Raw genomic sequence first — 16855 nt, 5'->3', positions numbered from 1 at the left:
TGCGGAAACTCGCATCGAGAGGGACACCGAAGACTCCCACGATGACTGAGGTCGCGTGTCGGAAGAGCCGCAGCGCTGCGCCACCTCACCATCTTGGTCGCGAAGGCAGAGGCATCCGGCGACTCCACGCGAACGCGCGACGAACCAAAAAAAAGCCCCAGGACGATCGCCTGGGGCTCTTGGGTTTCCAAGTTAATATCAACGAGCGAGAACGCCTTGGATATGAGTCGTGCGGCGTTCTCGCCTTACCGCTTGCGCAATACGATCAGCGCAAAATCGCCTTCGGGTCCTGCTTTGCCTTCTGCGCCGAGCAGAGGAGTATCTGCTCGCTGGTCTGAGCAAGACCGCGCTCGGCGCCCGTGACCTGGCCCAGGCGCGGCTTGAAGAAGTCGCTCAGACGATCGGCTTCGGCCTTCGAGCAACCGCCGCCGCCGGCAAGGCCGGGCAACTGACCACCCGCAAAGCTGCCGGTGCGCGCCACGATCTTGTCGTAGTTGGCGACGAACCAGTTCCACATGTCGGTACGCGACGCTTCCGTATCGCGACCGCCACGCAGCACCATCGCCATCTCGCCCACCTTCACATCCTTGCCGAGCGCGAAGTCGCGGGCCTTGTTGGCAAGCGCCGTGTCCTTGATGTCGGCCAGTGCGGAAAGCATGGCATTGCGCTTGGCCGGATCGGACGTCTTCGGGATTTCCGCGATCAGCGCGTCCACCGCCGGAGCACCGCGCTCCTGCACCGCCACGCCCAACGCATCGCCGAGCAGGTTCGAATCGGCGGCGTCGAGATCGAGGTGGCCATCCTTCATCTTCAGCGCTGCATCACCCTGCGCCAGCATTTCGGCGCGCACTTCGGGCACACCGATGTCCTTGTCGGCAAGGAAACCGGCAAGCGCCGTACGCGTTATGGTGTCGTTGTCCGCCTCGCCATCCTTCTTGCGATAACCCAGCGCCTTCAGCTTCGGCAGGTAGGCCTCCGTGGCCCACTTGCGCAGGCGTTCGCGCTGGGCGTCGGTGGTGGCTTCGTGGGTGAGGATCCAGCTGAAGGTCTGGAGCGGTGCGGTGAACACCTCGCGCGTCTTCGACGCGGTCAGCGGCTTGAACGCGGCAAGCGCGTCGCCCGCATCGAGATCGCCATGCTGGAAGCCTGCGCGAACGGCGTCGGCATACGCCAGCTGTTCCGCATCGCTGAGCGTGCCGACCACCTTGGTCAGCGCGCCGAGGTCGGCCTTGCTCTGCGCGAAGCGGTAGTAGCCACGACCGTCAGCGTTGGGCAGCACCCAGGCGTTCTTCGCCGCATCGTCGAGCACCATCGTGCCGGTGGCCTGATCGAGCAGCTCGCACTTGACCTTGTTGCCACCACCCGCCGTGCCGTAACGCACGCACATCGGCACGCCCCACACGCGGTTCGCGTCACCCGTGCTGCCAAGCGGCAGGTAACGGCTCTGCGAAAGATGCAGCACGGTCTTGCCGCCCTCGATCTTCGTCTCGGTGGCCACGTAAGGCACGCCGGACTGGTCCAGGAAGCTGCGGAACGCCTTCTTGAATGCGTCGCCCTGGCCGGCGGCTTCGGCGATCGCATCGATCAGATCGTCCGCCGTCGCGTTGGCGAACTTGTGCTTCTGGATGTACGCGCGCATGCCCTTCTGGAACACCGGGTCGGACACGTAGCCCTCGAACATGCCCAGCACCGCCGCACCCTTCTGGTACGTAATGCCGTCGAACGCGGTCTCGATGTCGCCATTGCCGGTGATCGGCTGGCGGATCTTGCGTGCGCTGACGAGGCTATCGTTGTTCATCGCGCCCTGCGCACCACGCACGCGGTCGAGGTCGGCGCGATATTCCGGATGCACCTTCGTGGTGACCTTCTGCTGCATCCACGTGGCAAACGCCTCGTTGAGCCAGAGATCGTCCCACCAGGCCATGGTTACGGTGTCGCCGGTCCACTGGTGGGCCAGCTCGTGCGCGTTGACGTTGAACGAGCCGCGCACGTACTGCGCCGCCGAATCGGGATCGATCAGCAGCAGCCAGTCACGGAACGTGACGAGGCCGGCGTTCTCCATGGCACCGGCGCTGAAGTCCGGGGCGGCGAGCAGATCGAGCTTGTCGTACGGATAGCCGAAGCCGTAGTAGTCCTCGAGCGTATGAATGATCGAGTTCGTCTCACCCAGTACATGCTGCATGCGATGGCCTTCGCCCTTGGCGGCGATGCCGCGCAGCGGGGTCGGCGTGGAACGGAACTCGGTCGGGGTGATGTCCGGACCCTTGACCACGTCCCACGGGCCGACGGCGAACGCGACCAGGTAGGTGGGTAGCGGCTTGGTCGTGGAGAAGGTCAGCGTCTTCCAGCCTGCGCCCGCCTTTTCTTCCTTGATCTGAGCGGTATTGGCCACGCCCTGATCGTCGGCCGGAATGGTCAGGCTGATGTCGAAGGGAACCTTGAACGAGGGCTCGTCGAAACCGGGGAACGCGTAACGCGCGGAGACCGGCTCCATCTGCGTCATGGCGTACGGGATGCCTTCGTGCGAAACCTTGTACAGGCCCTGCAACTGCTTGTTCAGCGGCGCGGTGAATTCCATCGCGAGGGTGATCTCACCCTCCAGCTTCGCGCCCAGTTCGACCTTGGCAACGCCTTCCTTTTCGGCAGCCACGATGTATTTGCCGACGTGCTTCTTGCCTGCGGCGTCGGTCACCGTGACCTTGGAGACTTTCAGATCCTTGCCATGCAGCCAGATGAAGTCGGACGGCTGGGCGAGCTTGATGCGGATCGTCGAGGAACCCGAGTAGTTCTCCTGCTTCGGGTCCACCTTGAACGAAAGCTTGTAGGACTCCGGCTGGGCCCAGGTGGGCAGATGGCCGAGCGGCGGCGCGGCGTCCGTGCCGGCGGCGAGCGCAGCGCCACAACAGGCAGCGAGCGCGGTGAGAACGAGAGGACGGACGAAACGACGCATGGCAGGTGGGACTCCCTGTGGGTAATCCCTGCATCCTGCGAAGGCCGTGACCTTCGACACAGTGCCAGAAGGCACCCCCGTCTTCGCTGCGCCGCGTCAGACCCGGCCTACAACTCGACGAAGGGTTTGAACCCACCGAAGAACATGCGCTTGCCGTCGAACGGGAGTGCCCTGGGGTCGGCATACGCCTCAAGCCTCTGATCCGACATCACTTTTTTCATGATCCGGTCACGATCCCGGCGATTCTTGTAGACGATCCAGGAGAAGACCACCACCTCACCGGGCTTCAGTTTCACCGACTGCGGGAACGAGGTGACCTTGCCGGGTTTCACATCGTCGGCCAGGCATTCCGAATAGGCGAGTGCGCCGTACTCCATCCAGATCTTGCCGGCCAAGCGGGCCATCTTCTTGTATTCAGCCAACCGGTCCATCGGAACCGGCATGACAAACCCATCGACGTAGCTCATGGCGAACCCTCCTCGCGTGGATGTCGTGGAAGAGTCTCTCAGAAAAGAAAAGGCCGCGTCGAAACGCGGCCTTTTGCTTTCAGCGATGTCGCGATTTATCAGCCCGCCGCTTCGGCCTGCTCAAGCACCACGGCAACCGCGTGGATCACGGAGGCGATGCGCACGGCGCTCTGGATCGCCTGCACGCTGATGCCGCCATCGCGGAGCACCTTGTCGTGCGAGTCGATGCACATGCCGCAGCCGTTTACCGCGGAGACCGCCAGCGAGACGAGCTCGAAGTCGTTCTTGGCGTCGCCCTTGTAGGCACCGATCACGTTCATGCGCAGCTTCGCCGGGAGCTTTTCATACTCCGGATGGCTGACCAGGTGCTGGAAACGGTAATAGATGTTGTTCATGCCCATGATCGCGGCCGAACCCTTGGCGGCGGTCAGTTGCTCGGCTGAAGCATGCTCGGCAGCGAAGGCGGCAATGGCCTCGGTCAGCGGCGTGTAACGCGCGGAATAGGCCGAACCCAGTGCCACCATCGCGATCTGGGCCATGTTGAGGCCAGGAGCACCCGCTTCGCTCAACACCGAGTCGAGGTTGAGCTTGAGGTCCTTGGCGTATTCGGGAAGCTTGCTGCGCAGATCGGCGACGCTCATGGGATGCACCTTTGTCTTTGAGAGGGCGAAGTAAAGGAGCGCGGAATGTCTCGACGCGATGCGCCGGTTCACGCGGAACGGGTCGGGCGACCCTTGAAAAGGAGGCGGTGAAGCGAACTTCACCGCCTCGGGCTGCCCGCGCCGCGCGGGGGGAGGGAGGGGGCCGCGGCGCGGGACTTACGAGCGGTGGAACTTAGGCGACCTTGAGGGTCTCGTCGCCAGCCTTCCAGTTGCAGGCGCACAGCTCGTCCGTCTGCAGGGCGTCGAGCACGCGCAGCACTTCGTCCGGGTTGCGACCGACGGAGCCGGCAGTCACATAGACGAACTGGATTTCGCCGTTCGGATCGACCAGGAAGGTGGCGCGCTGGGCGACGCCTTCGCTCGTGAGGATACCGAGCTCACGGCACAGGTCCTTGTTGATGTCGGCCAGCATCGGGAAGGTGAGATCCTTCAGGTCGGCATGGTCCATGCGCCAGGCGCGGTGGACGAATTCCGAGTCGGTCGACACGGCCAGGATCTGGCAATCGCGGTCGGCAAACTTCTCGTTGAGGTCGCTGAAACCCTTGATCTCGGTCGGGCAGACGAAGGTGAAGTCCTTCGGGTACGAGAAGACCAGCTTCCACTTGCCCTCGTAGGACTTGTCCGTCACGTCGACGAAGGCGTCCTCGATCTTGTTGGCGAGCGGGCCGCCGTTAACGGCCTTGAGGTTGAACTGGGGGAACTTATCGCCAATGCTCAGCATCTTTCGACTCTCCATTTGAGGGGTGGTTGGACTCTACGCGCGCTTGGTGACGCGACTGGAACAGAAGCTTACCGCTAGGCACTACATATTCCAAATCGATTGTAGGCATCAATGTGATAGGCTAAGACTATCGTAGCCCACCCAGAGCCGTCGTCATGAATCTGCGTGACCTGTCCTACCTCGTCGCCCTGGCGGAGTACCGGCATTTTGGCCGTGCGGCCGAGGCGAGCTTCGTCAGTCAGCCCACGCTGTCGACCCAGATCCGCAAGCTCGAGGACGAGCTCGGTGTCGCACTGGTGGAGCGTACGCCGCGCAAGGTGCTGCTGACGGAAACGGGGCGTGAAATCGCCCGCCGTGCCCGCGCCGTGCTGTCGCAGGTGGATGAGATCAAATCCATTGCCCAGCGGACGCGCGACCCGGAGTCGGGCACGATCCGCCTCGGCATCTTCCCTACGCTGGGGCCGTATCTGCTCCCGCATGTGATTCCGCGGCTGCGCGAGCGCTTTCCCCGGCTGGAACTCCTGCTGCGTGAGGAAAAGACCGAGCAGGTGCTGCACATGCTGCGCGAGGGCACCCTCGACGCCGGCATTCTCGCCCTGCCCGTCCACGACGACTCGCTGCACACCGAATTCCTGTTCGAGGAACCGTTTGTCCTGGCCGTCCCGTCGGGTCACGAACTGGCGGGGCGTCGCTCGTTGCACATGGACGATCTGTCGCAGCAGAACCTGCTGTTGCTGGAAGACGGTCATTGCCTGCGCGATCAGGCGCTCGAGGTGTGCCACCTGGCCGGCGCCGGCGAGCGCACGGGCTTTCGCGCCACGAGCCTGGAGACGCTCCGGCAGATGGTCTCCGCCAATGTGGGCATCACCCTGCTCCCGGCCCTGGCCGTGAAGCCGCCAATCGCGCAGTCGCCCAACGTGGCGCTGATCGAGTTCGAGGCGCCCGCGCCGAGCCGCCGTATTGCCATGCTCTGGCGCAAGAGTTCCGCCATGACGCCCTTTTTCGAGGCGCTGGCGGCGGTCATTCGCGACGTTCCTGCCGATTTGTTCAGCACGCGCGGCTGCGCCTCCCGTCAACCGGAAGGCTCGCCAACCGTTGCCCTCCCATCTTCCTGACGGTTCCGTTGCGATGCGCGTCTGGCTCGTCGTCCTGCTCCTGCTCTGTGGCTGGGGCTGCTATTCCTGGTGGCGCCACCGGCCCGTGCACGACGCGCCGGGCATCCTGGCGGATGCCGCTCCCGACCAGGAGAACCTGCCGCACGGCACGCTGCTCAACCGCGGACACTTCACGCTCGAACCCCGGGCCAGCTTCGCGATGACGGCACGTGTGCTGTCGCGCGAGGACTACCAACTGGACGACCTGGCCCCGATCGCTCCCACGGATCTGGCGATGGGCTGGGGCCGCATGTCCGACAGTTCGGTGCTCAACAGCATCCGCATCTCACAGTCCAACCGCTTCTACTACTGGTACACCGACAATTTCCCGATCCCGCGCCGCGAGATCGAGGATTCCAGCGCGAACATGCACATGATCCCGGCCAACGACGAGGCGGCTCGCGAACTGCGCACCGTCCGCCCTGGGGAAGTGGTGCACCTGGAAGGTTTCCTCGTGGACGTGAAGCGCGACGACGGATGGCACTGGAACACGTCGCTGACCCGCGACGATACCGGCGCAGGCGCGTGCGAAATCGTACTCGTCGAGGCGATCCGCGACGTGCGCTGATCAAAACGCCATCAAGGCGCGCAACGGCAGACTAGCCGGCCAGCGGGACCGTCCGTTGAGCGCACTGAGTTCGATAGCAACGCTGGCACCGACGACTTCCGCGCCCAGCCGTTCGACCAGCCGCCGGCCGGCCTCCAGGGTGCCGCCGGTCGCCAGCACGTCATCCACGATGAGCACGCGCTCGCCGGGCGAGAGGGCATCGGTACCGATTTCCAGGCGATCCAACCCGTACTCCAGCCCGTAGTCGACCCCGACGACCGGCGGCGGCAGCTTGCCGGCCTTGCGCAGGGGCACGAAGCCCGCGCCAAGCGCGCGCGCCATGGCAGCGCCGAAGATGAAGCCGCGCGACTCGATGCCGCAGACGGCGCCGATACCGTGCCCGCGCCAGGGCTCGCATAACGCATCGATGCAGGCGCCGAAGGCGTCCGCATCCGCCAGCAGCGGAGTGATGTCCTTGAACAGAATGCCGGAACGCGGGAAGTCCGGCACGTCGCGGACGAGGTCGAAAAGAGCCTGCATGAAAGGATCCTGGGAAAGCGGTTGATTCAGGCGGGCAGCGTTGCCGCGCCGAAATCGTCGTCGGCGGCCACAGCGGCACGTGCCTCCGCCAGTTGGGCATCTAACGCACGGACGATCCCCTCGGCGGCTTCGGCGGCGGCTTCAGGCACCATCACGGCCACAAAATCGCGCGCCGGAAGCTGTCCGACGGCGCCGGTGAGGAACTCGCCGGCAATGAACGCGGGAATCTCGGCACGCTCCAGCGCATCCTTCACCAGATGGGCGTCGATCAGGGTTTCGGCGTGGTAAGCGATGCGCATGGCGCCAAGCTACCCCGCCGACGGCGGCCGCGGCAAGCGCCCGGCCGACAACAAAGGTAAACTCGGACGTTTGCCACGCACCTTCTTCCGAGCCCTTCGCGATGTCGACCGAAACGCCCGTCCTGCAGCAGCATTTCATCCGCCAGATCGTCCGTGACGACCTGGCGTCCGGCAAGCACACGGCCATTCGCACGCGCTTCCCGCCGGAGCCGAATGGCTACCTGCATCTGGGCCATGCCAAGTCGATCTGCCTCAACTTCGGCCTTGCCAGCGAGTTCACCGGCACCTGCAACCTGCGCTTCGACGACACCAACCCGTCCAAGGAAGACGTCGAATACGTGGAGGCGATCCAGCGCGACGTGAAGTGGCTCGGTTTCGACTGGGCCGAATTGCGCCACGCGTCCGATTACTTCGAGGTGTTCTACCGCTCGGCACTGAAGCTGATCCGTCTCGGCGAAGCCTACGTGGACGACCTGAGCGCCGAGGAAGTACGCGAATACCGCGGCACGCTTACCGAGCCGGGTCGCAACTCGCCCTATCGCGACCGCTCGGTGGAAGAAAACCTCGACCTGTTCCAGCGCATGCGGGCCGGCGAATTCGCCGATGGCAGCAAGACCCTCCGCGCCAAGATCGACATGACCTCGGGCAACATCAACCTGCGCGATCCGGCCCTGTATCGCATCCGCAAGGTGCATCACCAGAACACCGGCGACGCGTGGCCGATCTACCCGATGTACGACTTCGCCCATTCGCTCTCGGATGCGCTGGAAGGCATCACGCATTCGCTGTGCACGTTGGAATTTGAAGATCACCGTCCGCTGTACGACTGGTGCGTGGATAAGGTGGATCTCGCCAACGATCCGGAACTGTGGCAGCCGCTGCTGGCCGCCGGCCTGCCGACCGCGCCGAGCAAACCGCGACAGATCGAGTTCTCGCGCGGCAACCTCAACTACACGGTGATGAGCAAGCGCAAGCTCATCACGCTGGTCTCCGAAAACCTCGTGGACGGCTGGGACGATCCGCGCCTGCCGACCATCGCAGGCGTACGCCGCCGTGGCTTCACGCCGGCCGGCATTCGCCTGTTCTGGGAGCGCATCGGTGTCAGCAAGCAGAACAGCACCATCGACATGAGCGTGCTCGAAGGTGCCGTGCGCGAAGACCTCGACGGCAGCGCGCCGCGTCGCCTTGCGGTCATCGATCCAGTGAAGCTGGTCATCACCAACCTTCCGGAAGCGCACGAGGAATCGCTCACCTTCCCGAACCATCCGAAGGACGAGAGCTTCGGCACACGCAGCGTCCCGTTCTCGCGCGAGGTCTGGATCGAGCGCGAGGATTTCGCCGAAGTGCCGCCGAAGGGATTCCATCGCTTGAAGCCCGAAGGCGAAGTGCGCCTGCGCGGCGTCGGCATCGTGCGTTGCGACGAGATCGTAAAAAACGAAGCCGGCGACATCGTCGAACTGCGTTGCACGCTCGACCTCGATACCCGCAGCGGCATGCCCGGCGCGGATCGCAAGGTGAAGGGCACCATTCATTGGGTCAGTGCGCGTCATGCCGTCCCGGCCGTGGTGCGCCTGTACGACCGCCTGTTCGATGTCACCGACCCAGACGACGACAGCGACGGCAAGACCTACAAGGACCACCTCAATCCGCAGTCGCGCCGCATCGTGCACGGCTATGTCGAACCGGCCGCTGCCGGCGCGGCGCGCGAGGATCGCATGCAGTTCGAACGCCTCGGGTACTTCGTGGCCGACATGCACGACCACACGCACGACGCGCCGGTGTTCAACCGCGTCGTGACGCTGCGCGATTCGTGGGCGAAGCAAGCCTGATGCTCTACGCGCAGATCCATCTCACCCTGCCCGCCTGGGTCCACGAGGCCGTCGATACGTCGGTAGCCTATCCAGGCGACGAGGCGAAGGTCGGCCTGGCGATCGAACTCTCCGATCGCAATGTGGACCTCGCCACCGGCGGCCCGTTCGGTGCCGTGGTGTTCGACGGCAACGACCGCATCGTCTCCGTCGGCGTGAACCGCGTCGTGCCGCACACCTGCTCGGCCGCTCACGCCGAGATGATGGCGTACATGACCGCGCAGCAGCGGCTGCAACGTTTCCGCCTCAATGAGGACGGCAGCACGTTCGTGCTCGCCACCAGTTCACAGCCTTGCTGCCAGTGCTATGGCGCCACCGTCTGGGCAGGCATCGACACCCTGCTGATCGGCGCGCGCGCCGAGGACGTCGAAGCGCTGACGCCGTTCGACGAAGGCCCGCTGCCCGCCGACTGGATCGGCGAGCTGGAACGCCGCGGCATCGCCGTGCGCCGCGATATTCGCCGCGACGAGGCCCGCGAGGTGCTGCGTCGCTACGGCGAATCGGGCGCGGCGTACTGACTCGGATAAACACCGATGACCCGCCGCTGGCGCACCGTCCTGCCGTTGTGCCTGCTGATCTTGATCGGCCTCGGGCTGCTGTTCGGCGGCGTCTTCGACCGTCTCGAACCGCATCGCCTGCTGGCTGAAGAAGGGCAACTGCGCACGGCCATCGCGACATATCCGGTGGCCTCGCGCCTGCTCTATGCAGGCGTGCTCTGCTTCGCAATCGCTACCGGCGTCCCGGGCACCATCGTGATCGTGCTGAGCGGCGGTCTGCTTTTCGGCACCTGGGAAGGCACGGCACTGTCCTCCGTCGCCGTCCTGCTCGGCTCGCTCGCGCTCTACGGCGCCAGCCGTTACGCCTTTGGCCCGGGCGGACGCGAGCCTCCGCCCCTGGCCCGCCGCCTGCGCGACGGTTACGCCGCGCATCCGGTGACCTATACGTTCGCCCTTCGGTTCGTCCCGATCGTCCCCCTCGGCATCATGACCATGACGCTGGCATGGCTGCGCTGCCCGCTATGGCTTTTCATCGTTGCCACCTGGCTTGGCGGCACCGTCTCGTTGTGCGTCGAAAGCGCCGTGGGCGCCGGGCTTGGCGCAACGATCGCCAGCGGCACCCCGGTCAGCGCGGGCGGCCTGATGAATCAGCGCCTGTTGATCCCGCTGGCGGCGTTCGCCGTTCTGACCCTGCTGCCCCTGGCCATACGAACGATCCGCGCCCGGCTGCGCCGGGGCCGCTGACGCCGCCGCTCGCGATCTGCGCTAGGCTGTAGGCCTCGCGCCGCCGGGAGGGCGGTGCCAGGGGAAACACATGCGTGATGTATCCACTCCATGGCTGGAAAAGGTCTGGCGTCGCACGTCGCTCGTGCAGCGCCTGACGTGCGTTGCCCTCGTTCCGACTGCGATCAGTGCAGTCCTGCTGGTCACGTTGCTGACCCGCCACCAGATGGACACGCTGCACGAGATGGGCCGGTCCACCGCGGACGCCATCGCGCAGCAGGCTGCTACCGTGTCAGGCGACGCACTGCGCACGGGCGAGCGACGCGAACTCGGCCGGATTGCGCAGTCGATCGTGCAGTTGCCGCAAGTGTCGCGTGTACGCATCAGCAACCGCGATGGCGAGATCGTGGCGGACCGCGTCAACAGCTCGATCAGCGATGACGATGAAGGCCTCACCGTCGCCAGGGAGATCGTCGATCCGTTGAACCGCCGCGTACTCGGTACCGTGACGGTCGACGTCAGCGTGGAGGATGCGGTCGCTGCCCAGCGTGCCAGCGTGCACAACGCGCTGATCTGGCTCACGCTCAGCCTGCTGATCGCAGTGGGTATCGGCTGGTCGACAGCTCGCTGGCTCAGCGCGCCGCTGCGGAACCTTGCCATCGCCGTGCGTCAGCTCGGCCTGGGCGACCGCACGGTGGTGGTGCCGGTCACCGACGACACGGAGATCGGCGACCTGCAGCGCGGCTTCAACGGCGCCGCATCGAAGCTGCTGCATGCGCAGATCGGCATGGAGCGCGAGATCACCAGCGCGACAGAGGAATTGGCGCGCAAGAACGCCGCACTGGAAGCGGCCAGCGTCGCCAAGGCGCGGTTCCTCGCCGCCGCATCGCACGATCTTCGTCAACCGCTGTACGCATTGACCTTGTTCTCGTCCGGACTGGCGGTGGATGAATACGATCCCATCCGCCTGAACCGTATCGCGCACATCCAGGAATGCGTCGAATCGCTGGATCACCTGTTCGGCGAACTGCTCGACCTCTCGCGACTGGAGACCGGCGCCATGCCTCCGGTGGTGCGCGCCGTACGGCTGGACGAAGTGTTCGACGAGGTGAGCGTCAACTTCCGCATGGTGGCGGAACAGAACGACCTGCGGCTCGTCGTGCGCACGACGGATCTGTGGGTACGCACCGACCGCACGATGCTCGCTCGCATCCTCAACAATCTCGTGAGCAATGCACTGCGCTATACACGTTGCGGCGGCGTGCTGGTCGGCGCGCGGCGACGCCTCGACGGCACCGCACGCATCGATGTCTGGGACACCGGTCTGGGCATCGGCGAAGAACATCTCCAGCACATCTTCGACGAGTTCTATCGCGTGGAAAGCGGCCCGGAAACCGGCCGCCCGGAAGGCACCCGCCGCGGACTCGGCCTGGGGCTGTCCACGGTGCAGAAGCTCGCCGGTCTGTTGGGTACGTCCGCCACGGTACGCTCGCGGCCGGGCAAGGGCACGCTGTTCTCGATCGTGCTGCCCGAAGTGATGCCCGGCCTGATGGACGCACCGCCCGTGCCCGAGCCGGAGCCCGGCATCCCCCGCGACGTGGCCGGCATGCGCGTATTGGTCATCGACGACGAACCCAGCATCCTCGCTGGCATCAGCTATCTGCTCGGCAGCTGGGGCTGCGAAGTGATGACGGCGGAAGACGCTCAGCAGGCGATGGAAGCCGTGCACCAGTGGATGCAGCCGCCCGACCTCGTGATCTCCGACCTGCGCCTGCGCGAGGGCACGGGACTCGACGTGCTTGCCCTGCTCGATCGCTACTACCGTCGGCGGCCCGGCGATCCACCGCCCTTCGCGCGCGTCCTCATCACGGGCGAGACCCGCGGCGAGTTCCTCAAAAACATCGATCAGAAGACCACGCGCGTGCTGTTCAAGCCGGTTTCGCCCGAGCGTCTGCACGAGGTAATGGTTTCTGCGTGGGCTGTCCATCATGCAGCCGTCTGAACCATATGGCCTGCTTGCCGCCAGACCGGCGTAGGGCTATGGTCCGGGCAACGGGGTGGCTCGCGGTTCGCGCGGCCGGAGGGAAGGCATGCTTGTTCTGATCGCGGACGATCATCGGCTCATCATCGAGGGCGTGAAGCTCAAGCTTCGCGAACTCGGCGACGACGTCCAGTTTGTCGAGGCCGAAACCGTCGCACAGCTGCGCGACAAGCTTGCCCAAGGGCCAGCGCCCGACGTCGCGCTGATCGACATGGCCATGCCCGGCGCCGAAGGCGTCGAGCACATCAAGGACGCCGTCGCGGCCCTGCGCGGGCCGGAAGACGACGGCACGTCGCGCCAGCGTCCCGTCATCGTGCTTTCCGGCACCGAAGACCCGTCTGCCATTCGCCACGTGCTGGATCTTGGCGTCCAGGGATACATCCCGAAGTCTTCCCCTCCCGACGTGATCCTCAACGCCGTGCGTCTGGTGGTCGGCGGAGGCATCTACGTGCCGCCCGAGGCCATGAAGGCTGCCGTGGCCACCGGCGCGCCGGCTTTCGCGCTGCCCAATGGCAACGATGGCCTCACCGCGCGGGAGCGCCTGGCGGCCGTACTCACGGACCGCCAGATCGACGTGCTCAAGCTGCTGGCGAAGGGCCGCCCGAACAAACTGATCGCTCGCGAGCTGGGTATCAGCGAGGGCACGGTCAAGATCCATCTGGCCGCGATTTTCCGCGCCCTGCACGTGCGCAACAGGCTCGAAGCCCTGGTGGCGGCACAGCACCTGGGCGATTGAGCGGTCATCCACAGGACATATGCCCGGGGTAGGCTGGGCAAGCTTTCAGGCCGTTGGGGTACGCGGCCAGACAACGTGGGGCAGGCACGATGCGAGCAGGCGTGGGGAGCGCGGGGCGGCGTGTACGCAGGTATGTTGCTGCGTGGCTGGTGGCCGCGCTGATCGCCGTGCCTGCCGTCGCGACACAGCCGCCCGGCGATATCGACCCCATGGCGCCACTGACGTTCGGCATCCTGCCGATCGGTGGCCCTGCCGAATCGCTGGAAGCGTGGCAACCCATGCTCGACGACCTGCACAAGGCGCTCGATCGCCCCATCCGCGCCGTCTCGGTCACGACCTACGAGGGTATCGCCCAGGCGATTTCCGAACAGCGCGTGGACATCGCATTCCTTTCCGGGCGACTCGCGCTGGACGCCGTGACACGGCAGAACATGCAGGTGATCGGACGGCTCACGCGCGGCGATGGTTCGCGCGGCTACAACGCGGTGCTGCTGGTCGCGGCCGACTCGCCGCTGCGCACGCCGGACCAACTGTTCGCCCGGCCGGGCAAATGGCGATTCGCGCGCGGCGAAGCGCTTTCCGTGTCGGGCTACCTCGTGCCCGAGACGCAGTTGTTCGCCGCCCGTGGCCTGGACTCCGATACGTTCTTCGCAAGCGTGCACATCGACAATCATCAGAACAATGCGCTGGCGGTGGCGAATGGCGAAGCGGACGTGGCGACCAACAATACCGCCGACATGGAACGGTTCCAGCAGCATTTCCCCGAGCAGTACGCACGGCTTCGCGTGCTCTGGAAATCGTCGCTGATACCGCATGCGGTGATCGTGATCCGCGGCGATCTTCCGGCGGCGATGCGCGAGCGCGTCGCCGCATTCATCACAGGCTACGGCAAGGGCAAGGACGGCGCGCGCGAGGAAGCCAACCTCAAGCGTATTCACGACATCAGTGGCTTCGCACCGGCGAGCAATGCGGACCTCGTGCCGTTCGCGGACATCGAATACGCACTGGAAAAGCGTCGCGCCAGCAGTGCTCAATGGGTCAGCGAGGCCGCACGCGATGCGCGTTTCCGCAAGATCGAAACCGACCACGACGCCCTCGTCGCGCGCCTGCACGGGAAGTGATAGGCCAATCGATATAGACCGCCGGGGTTAGTTCCCCTTGTCTATCGCGCGCCGACGCCGCGTTCCATAGATTCGACACGAGATAACGCGCCATAAGGCCGATTCATGACCGTGTCGCCGCATGCGCCAGGAAGGCCGACGTCCCTGCGGCAGTTGATCCTGAGGGGATCGCTGCCGATGGCGTTGATCGCCCTGTCGCTGGCGCTCACGCTGGGCGTCTTGCATGTGCGCGCCGTGGACGCCGAAGCGCACGCCATGGCACGCATCCAGGCGGCTGGCCTCGCCGCGGCGTTCGCGGGACGACCGAACGACGATGCGATGACCAACGCGCTCACCCTCGCTCTCGCGCAAAGCGCGCCCACGGGACGGGCGATACTGCACCGCAGGCATGCCACCGATCTCGCGGTCGACAGCGGTCGCCATCTCGACCCGCGGCACACGCTCCACACGTGGACACCGACACCGCAGGGCGAACTCGAAACACTCGTTGATGCGTCGGCGCTGCACGACCGCCACGTGGCAGGCCTGGCGATGACACTGCTGCTCTGCGCGGGCATCACCACAGCCTTTCTGATCGGTCGGCGCGATCTCGAACGAAGCCTGATCGAGCCGATCGAAAACGTGCGCAGCCGCATCGATCGCTTCCTGCATCCGCGCGGAAGCCAGGCCGATGGCGACGACGACACACTGCAGGCCATCGATGGACTGCTCGACGAGCTGGTGGAACTGCGCCGCCGTCACGATGCGGCGATGGCGGAAGCGCTGCGCCGCCGCTTGCAGGAGATCGCCAGGCAAACCCGCTTCGTGGAACAGATCGGCGATCACTTCCGACAGCCATTGCAGGCGCTCGCCCTCTTCGTCGCCGGCATGCAGCCGGGAGACGATCTTCGCCAGCGCGCGGTGGTGGGACAGATGCGCACTAGCATCACGCGCCTCAACGAATTGCTCGACGGCGTATTGGAACTGGCTCGCTTCGATGCAGGTGCCGTCGAGCCCGCGCCGTCGACCGTCGTGGCGTCGGACGTCTTCGTTCGCGGCCGCGCAGCCATCGAAAGCGATGCCGATCGGCTCGGCGTGGAAGTGCGATGGCGCGGTGGGCGATTGCCGCTGCACACCGATCCCGTGCTTTTCGCCGAGCTGCTGCAGCGACTGGTCGTCAACGCCGTGCTCAGCACGCCACATGGCCGCGTACTGGTCGCGGTGCGTCGGCGCGGCGATGCGATTCGTCTGGAAGTACGCGACAACGGCATGGGCCTCGACCCGGACATTCAGGCGCGCGTCTTCGAGGAATTCACCCGACTCCCGGGCCATCCTGGCTACGGCCTGGGTCTCGCCGTGGCCCGGCGCATCGCCGACACGCTCGGCGGAAACATCGGCGTTCGCTCCCGCCCGGGGCGCGGCACGTTGTTCTGGGTGCAGTTGGACGGCGCAGCTTCCGGCCCACCGACCCGCGCCACCGCCGCGCTGCGCAGCCACTCGGCGTTCTAGCCCCTCTGTCACCTGCGCCTGTACAGGCGTATCTTGGGCGGGAGCAAAGGGACCTCTTCGGGGACGCGGACAGTGACGAGCATCAACGGGTCTGACGCGGCGCCCATGGTGGCGTTTCTCGGTGTGTTCGCCGGTGCCATCGGGTTGCCGGTGCCGGCCATGCCCACGCTGATCGTCGTGGGTGCCACGCTGGTGGCGGCCCGCGATCCGACACTCATTGTGGCGACCTTTCTCGGCGCGCTGGCCGGCGCCTTCCTGGGCGATGCCGTATGGTTCCTCACCGGCAGGCGATTCGGCTATCGCGTGCTGGACGGACTGTGCCGGATATCACTCTCACCGGACACATGCGTCCGTCGCGCCAGCGGTTTCTTCGAGAAGCGCGGCGTGAAGCTGCTGCTGATCTCGCGCTTCATTCCGGGGCTGTCGCTGGTAGCGATACCGATTGCCGGCGCAGGCGATACGCGCTTCTCGCGCTTCACTCTGTACGACCTGCTCGGCGCATCGTTGTGGATCGCCGTGGGGCTCTCGGCCGGCATGCTGTTCTACCGCCAGATCGACGCCGTACTCGCCCTGCTTCGCCAGTTCGGTATCGGCATGGCAGCCGTGGCTGTCACGGGTCTCGTGCTGTGGATCGCGTTCCGCTACGTGCGCCGCACGCTGCTGCTGATGCGCCTGCGCAAGAGCCGCATTTCCGTCGACGAACTGTCGACTCTGCTGGCGAGCGATCCGGGCGCCCTCATCGTGGACGTGCGCTCGGCCATCAGCCGGCGCGACGATCCCTTCGTGATTCCCGGTTCCCGCCTGTTCGACCTCGCCACGGCGGACCGCGAACTGGCGACCCTGCCGCGGCACAGCGCCGTGATCATCTACTGCTCGTGCCCCAACGAGGTGTCGGCCGCTAAAGTCGCCGAACGCCTGAGCAAGCTGGGATTTTCCAACGTTCGCCCGCTGACCGGCGGCCTTGGCGCCTGGCGCGAGGCCGGCCGCGAGGTCGAGGCACTGGTCCTCACGACCTGATCTTCGGCTTGTGCCACCCGCGCC

At 65.6% G+C, this 16855-nt stretch carries 16 protein-coding genes; 10 read left to right on the top strand and 6 right to left on the bottom strand.

Annotation, left to right across the window (positions count from 1 at the left end; translation table 11 throughout):
- Positions 1 to 265: 265 nt before the first annotated feature.
- The 4 genes from IM816_RS03150 to IM816_RS03135 form a co-directional block, all read right to left on the bottom strand.
- Complete coding sequence (locus IM816_RS03150; protein WP_072322662.1) at positions 266 to 2950, bottom strand: M1 family metallopeptidase; 2685 nt, start codon at positions 2948 to 2950, stop codon at positions 266 to 268.
- Positions 2951 to 3057: 107 nt separating this feature from the next.
- A complete protein-coding gene (locus IM816_RS03145; RefSeq protein ID WP_250339762.1) occupies positions 3058 to 3417 on the bottom strand; it encodes a DUF1428 domain-containing protein in 360 nt (119 codons plus the stop codon).
- Between the two features lie 98 nt (positions 3418 to 3515).
- Complete coding sequence (locus IM816_RS03140; protein ID WP_250339761.1) at positions 3516 to 4058, bottom strand: carboxymuconolactone decarboxylase family protein; 543 nt, start codon at positions 4056 to 4058, stop codon at positions 3516 to 3518.
- Positions 4059 to 4251: 193 nt separating this feature from the next.
- Positions 4252 to 4800 carry a peroxiredoxin gene (locus IM816_RS03135; RefSeq protein ID WP_250339760.1) on the bottom strand — a complete coding sequence of 183 codons (549 nt, stop codon included), beginning with the start codon at positions 4798 to 4800 and terminating at the stop codon, positions 4252 to 4254.
- 155 nt (positions 4801 to 4955) lie between these two features.
- On the opposite strand from IM816_RS03135, the gene oxyR reads away from it, so the two are divergent.
- Together oxyR and IM816_RS03125 are read left to right on the top strand one after the other, a co-directional pair.
- Positions 4956 to 5915, top strand: a complete 960-nt coding sequence (gene oxyR, locus IM816_RS03130; protein WP_250339759.1) for a DNA-binding transcriptional regulator OxyR — start codon at positions 4956 to 4958, stop codon at positions 5913 to 5915.
- A gap of 13 nt (positions 5916 to 5928) precedes the next feature.
- Entirely contained in the window at positions 5929 to 6522 is a 594-nt protein-coding gene (locus IM816_RS03125; protein ID WP_250339758.1) for a hypothetical protein, read from the top strand.
- Here the strand turns inward: IM816_RS03125 and IM816_RS03120 are convergent, their stop codons facing one another.
- Positions 6523 to 7041 carry an adenine phosphoribosyltransferase gene (locus tag IM816_RS03120; protein ID WP_250339757.1) on the bottom strand — a complete coding sequence of 173 codons (519 nt, stop codon included), beginning with the start codon at positions 7039 to 7041 and terminating at the stop codon, positions 6523 to 6525.
- Positions 7042 to 7067: 26 nt separating this feature from the next.
- Entirely contained in the window at positions 7068 to 7340 is a 273-nt protein-coding gene (locus IM816_RS03115) for a putative signal transducing protein (RefSeq protein ID WP_250339756.1), read from the bottom strand.
- 101 nt (positions 7341 to 7441) lie between these two features.
- Here IM816_RS03115 and IM816_RS03110 point away from each other — a divergent pair, with 101 nt between their 5' ends.
- The 8 genes from IM816_RS03110 to IM816_RS03075 all read left to right on the top strand — a co-directional run bounded on the left by IM816_RS03110 (position 7442) and on the right by IM816_RS03075 (position 16831).
- On the top strand, positions 7442 to 9169 hold the full coding sequence (locus IM816_RS03110) for a glutamine--tRNA ligase/YqeY domain fusion protein (protein WP_250339755.1): 1728 nt from the start codon (positions 7442 to 7444) through the stop codon (positions 9167 to 9169).
- Positions 9169 to 9726 carry a nucleoside deaminase gene (locus IM816_RS03105; protein WP_250339754.1) on the top strand — a complete coding sequence of 186 codons (558 nt, stop codon included), beginning with the start codon at positions 9169 to 9171 and terminating at the stop codon, positions 9724 to 9726. The genes IM816_RS03110 and IM816_RS03105 overlap by 1 nt, the downstream gene beginning before the upstream one ends.
- Positions 9727 to 9741: 15 nt before the next feature.
- Positions 9742 to 10449, top strand: a complete 708-nt coding sequence (locus IM816_RS03100) for a TVP38/TMEM64 family protein (protein ID WP_072322647.1) — start codon at positions 9742 to 9744, stop codon at positions 10447 to 10449.
- Positions 10450 to 10519: 70 nt separating this feature from the next.
- Positions 10520 to 12430, top strand: coding sequence for an ATP-binding response regulator (locus IM816_RS03095; protein ID WP_072322646.1), 1911 nt, complete (start codon positions 10520 to 10522; stop codon positions 12428 to 12430).
- Between the two features lie 88 nt (positions 12431 to 12518).
- Positions 12519 to 13205 (top strand): LuxR C-terminal-related transcriptional regulator, encoded by a 687-nt coding sequence (locus IM816_RS03090; RefSeq protein WP_072322645.1) that lies wholly within the window; start codon positions 12519 to 12521, stop codon positions 13203 to 13205.
- An 89-nt stretch (positions 13206 to 13294) separates the two neighbouring features.
- Positions 13295 to 14326 (top strand): phosphate/phosphite/phosphonate ABC transporter substrate-binding protein, encoded by a 1032-nt coding sequence (phnD, locus tag IM816_RS03085; protein WP_256470235.1) that lies wholly within the window; start codon positions 13295 to 13297, stop codon positions 14324 to 14326.
- A 105-nt stretch (positions 14327 to 14431) separates the two neighbouring features.
- The gene (locus IM816_RS03080; protein ID WP_250339752.1) at positions 14432 to 15814 is read left to right on the top strand and encodes a sensor histidine kinase; all 1383 of its coding nucleotides are present in this window, start codon (positions 14432 to 14434) and stop codon (positions 15812 to 15814) included.
- A 72-nt stretch (positions 15815 to 15886) separates the two neighbouring features.
- A complete protein-coding gene (locus IM816_RS03075) occupies positions 15887 to 16831 on the top strand; it encodes a DedA family protein/thiosulfate sulfurtransferase GlpE (protein ID WP_250339751.1) in 945 nt (314 codons plus the stop codon).
- Positions 16832 to 16855: the final 24 nt, after the last annotated feature.

The organism is Luteibacter flocculans (assembly GCF_023612255.1).
GTDB classification, from domain to species: Bacteria; Pseudomonadota; Gammaproteobacteria; order Xanthomonadales; family Rhodanobacteraceae; genus Luteibacter; species Luteibacter flocculans.
This window is presented reverse-complemented; position numbering and strand designations above follow the sequence as displayed.

Excerpts from the sequence above, each read along its gene's own strand:
- IM816_RS03150 (WP_072322662.1), bottom strand. The coding sequence starts at position 2,950 with ATGCGTCGTTTCGTCCGTCCTCTCGTTCTCACCGCGCTCGCTGCCTGT.
- IM816_RS03145 (WP_250339762.1), bottom strand. The coding sequence starts at position 3,417 with ATGAGCTACGTCGATGGGTTTGTCATGCCGGTTCCGATGGACCGGTTG.
- IM816_RS03140 (WP_250339761.1), bottom strand. The coding sequence starts at position 4,058 with ATGAGCGTCGCCGATCTGCGCAGCAAGCTTCCCGAATACGCCAAGGAC.
- IM816_RS03135 (WP_250339760.1), bottom strand. The coding sequence starts at position 4,800 with ATGCTGAGCATTGGCGATAAGTTCCCCCAGTTCAACCTCAAGGCCGTT.
- oxyR (WP_250339759.1), top strand. The coding sequence starts at position 4,956 with ATGAATCTGCGTGACCTGTCCTACCTCGTCGCCCTGGCGGAGTACCGG.
- IM816_RS03125 (WP_250339758.1), top strand. The coding sequence starts at position 5,929 with ATGCGCGTCTGGCTCGTCGTCCTGCTCCTGCTCTGTGGCTGGGGCTGC.
- IM816_RS03120 (WP_250339757.1), bottom strand. The coding sequence starts at position 7,041 with ATGCAGGCTCTTTTCGACCTCGTCCGCGACGTGCCGGACTTCCCGCGT.
- IM816_RS03115 (WP_250339756.1), bottom strand. The coding sequence starts at position 7,340 with ATGCGCATCGCTTACCACGCCGAAACCCTGATCGACGCCCATCTGGTG.
- IM816_RS03110 (WP_250339755.1), top strand. The coding sequence starts at position 7,442 with ATGTCGACCGAAACGCCCGTCCTGCAGCAGCATTTCATCCGCCAGATC.
- IM816_RS03105 (WP_250339754.1), top strand. The coding sequence starts at position 9,169 with ATGCTCTACGCGCAGATCCATCTCACCCTGCCCGCCTGGGTCCACGAG.
- IM816_RS03100 (WP_072322647.1), top strand. The coding sequence starts at position 9,742 with ATGACCCGCCGCTGGCGCACCGTCCTGCCGTTGTGCCTGCTGATCTTG.
- IM816_RS03095 (WP_072322646.1), top strand. The coding sequence starts at position 10,520 with ATGCGTGATGTATCCACTCCATGGCTGGAAAAGGTCTGGCGTCGCACG.
- IM816_RS03090 (WP_072322645.1), top strand. The coding sequence starts at position 12,519 with ATGCTTGTTCTGATCGCGGACGATCATCGGCTCATCATCGAGGGCGTG.
- phnD (WP_256470235.1), top strand. The coding sequence starts at position 13,295 with ATGCGAGCAGGCGTGGGGAGCGCGGGGCGGCGTGTACGCAGGTATGTT.
- IM816_RS03080 (WP_250339752.1), top strand. The coding sequence starts at position 14,432 with ATGACCGTGTCGCCGCATGCGCCAGGAAGGCCGACGTCCCTGCGGCAG.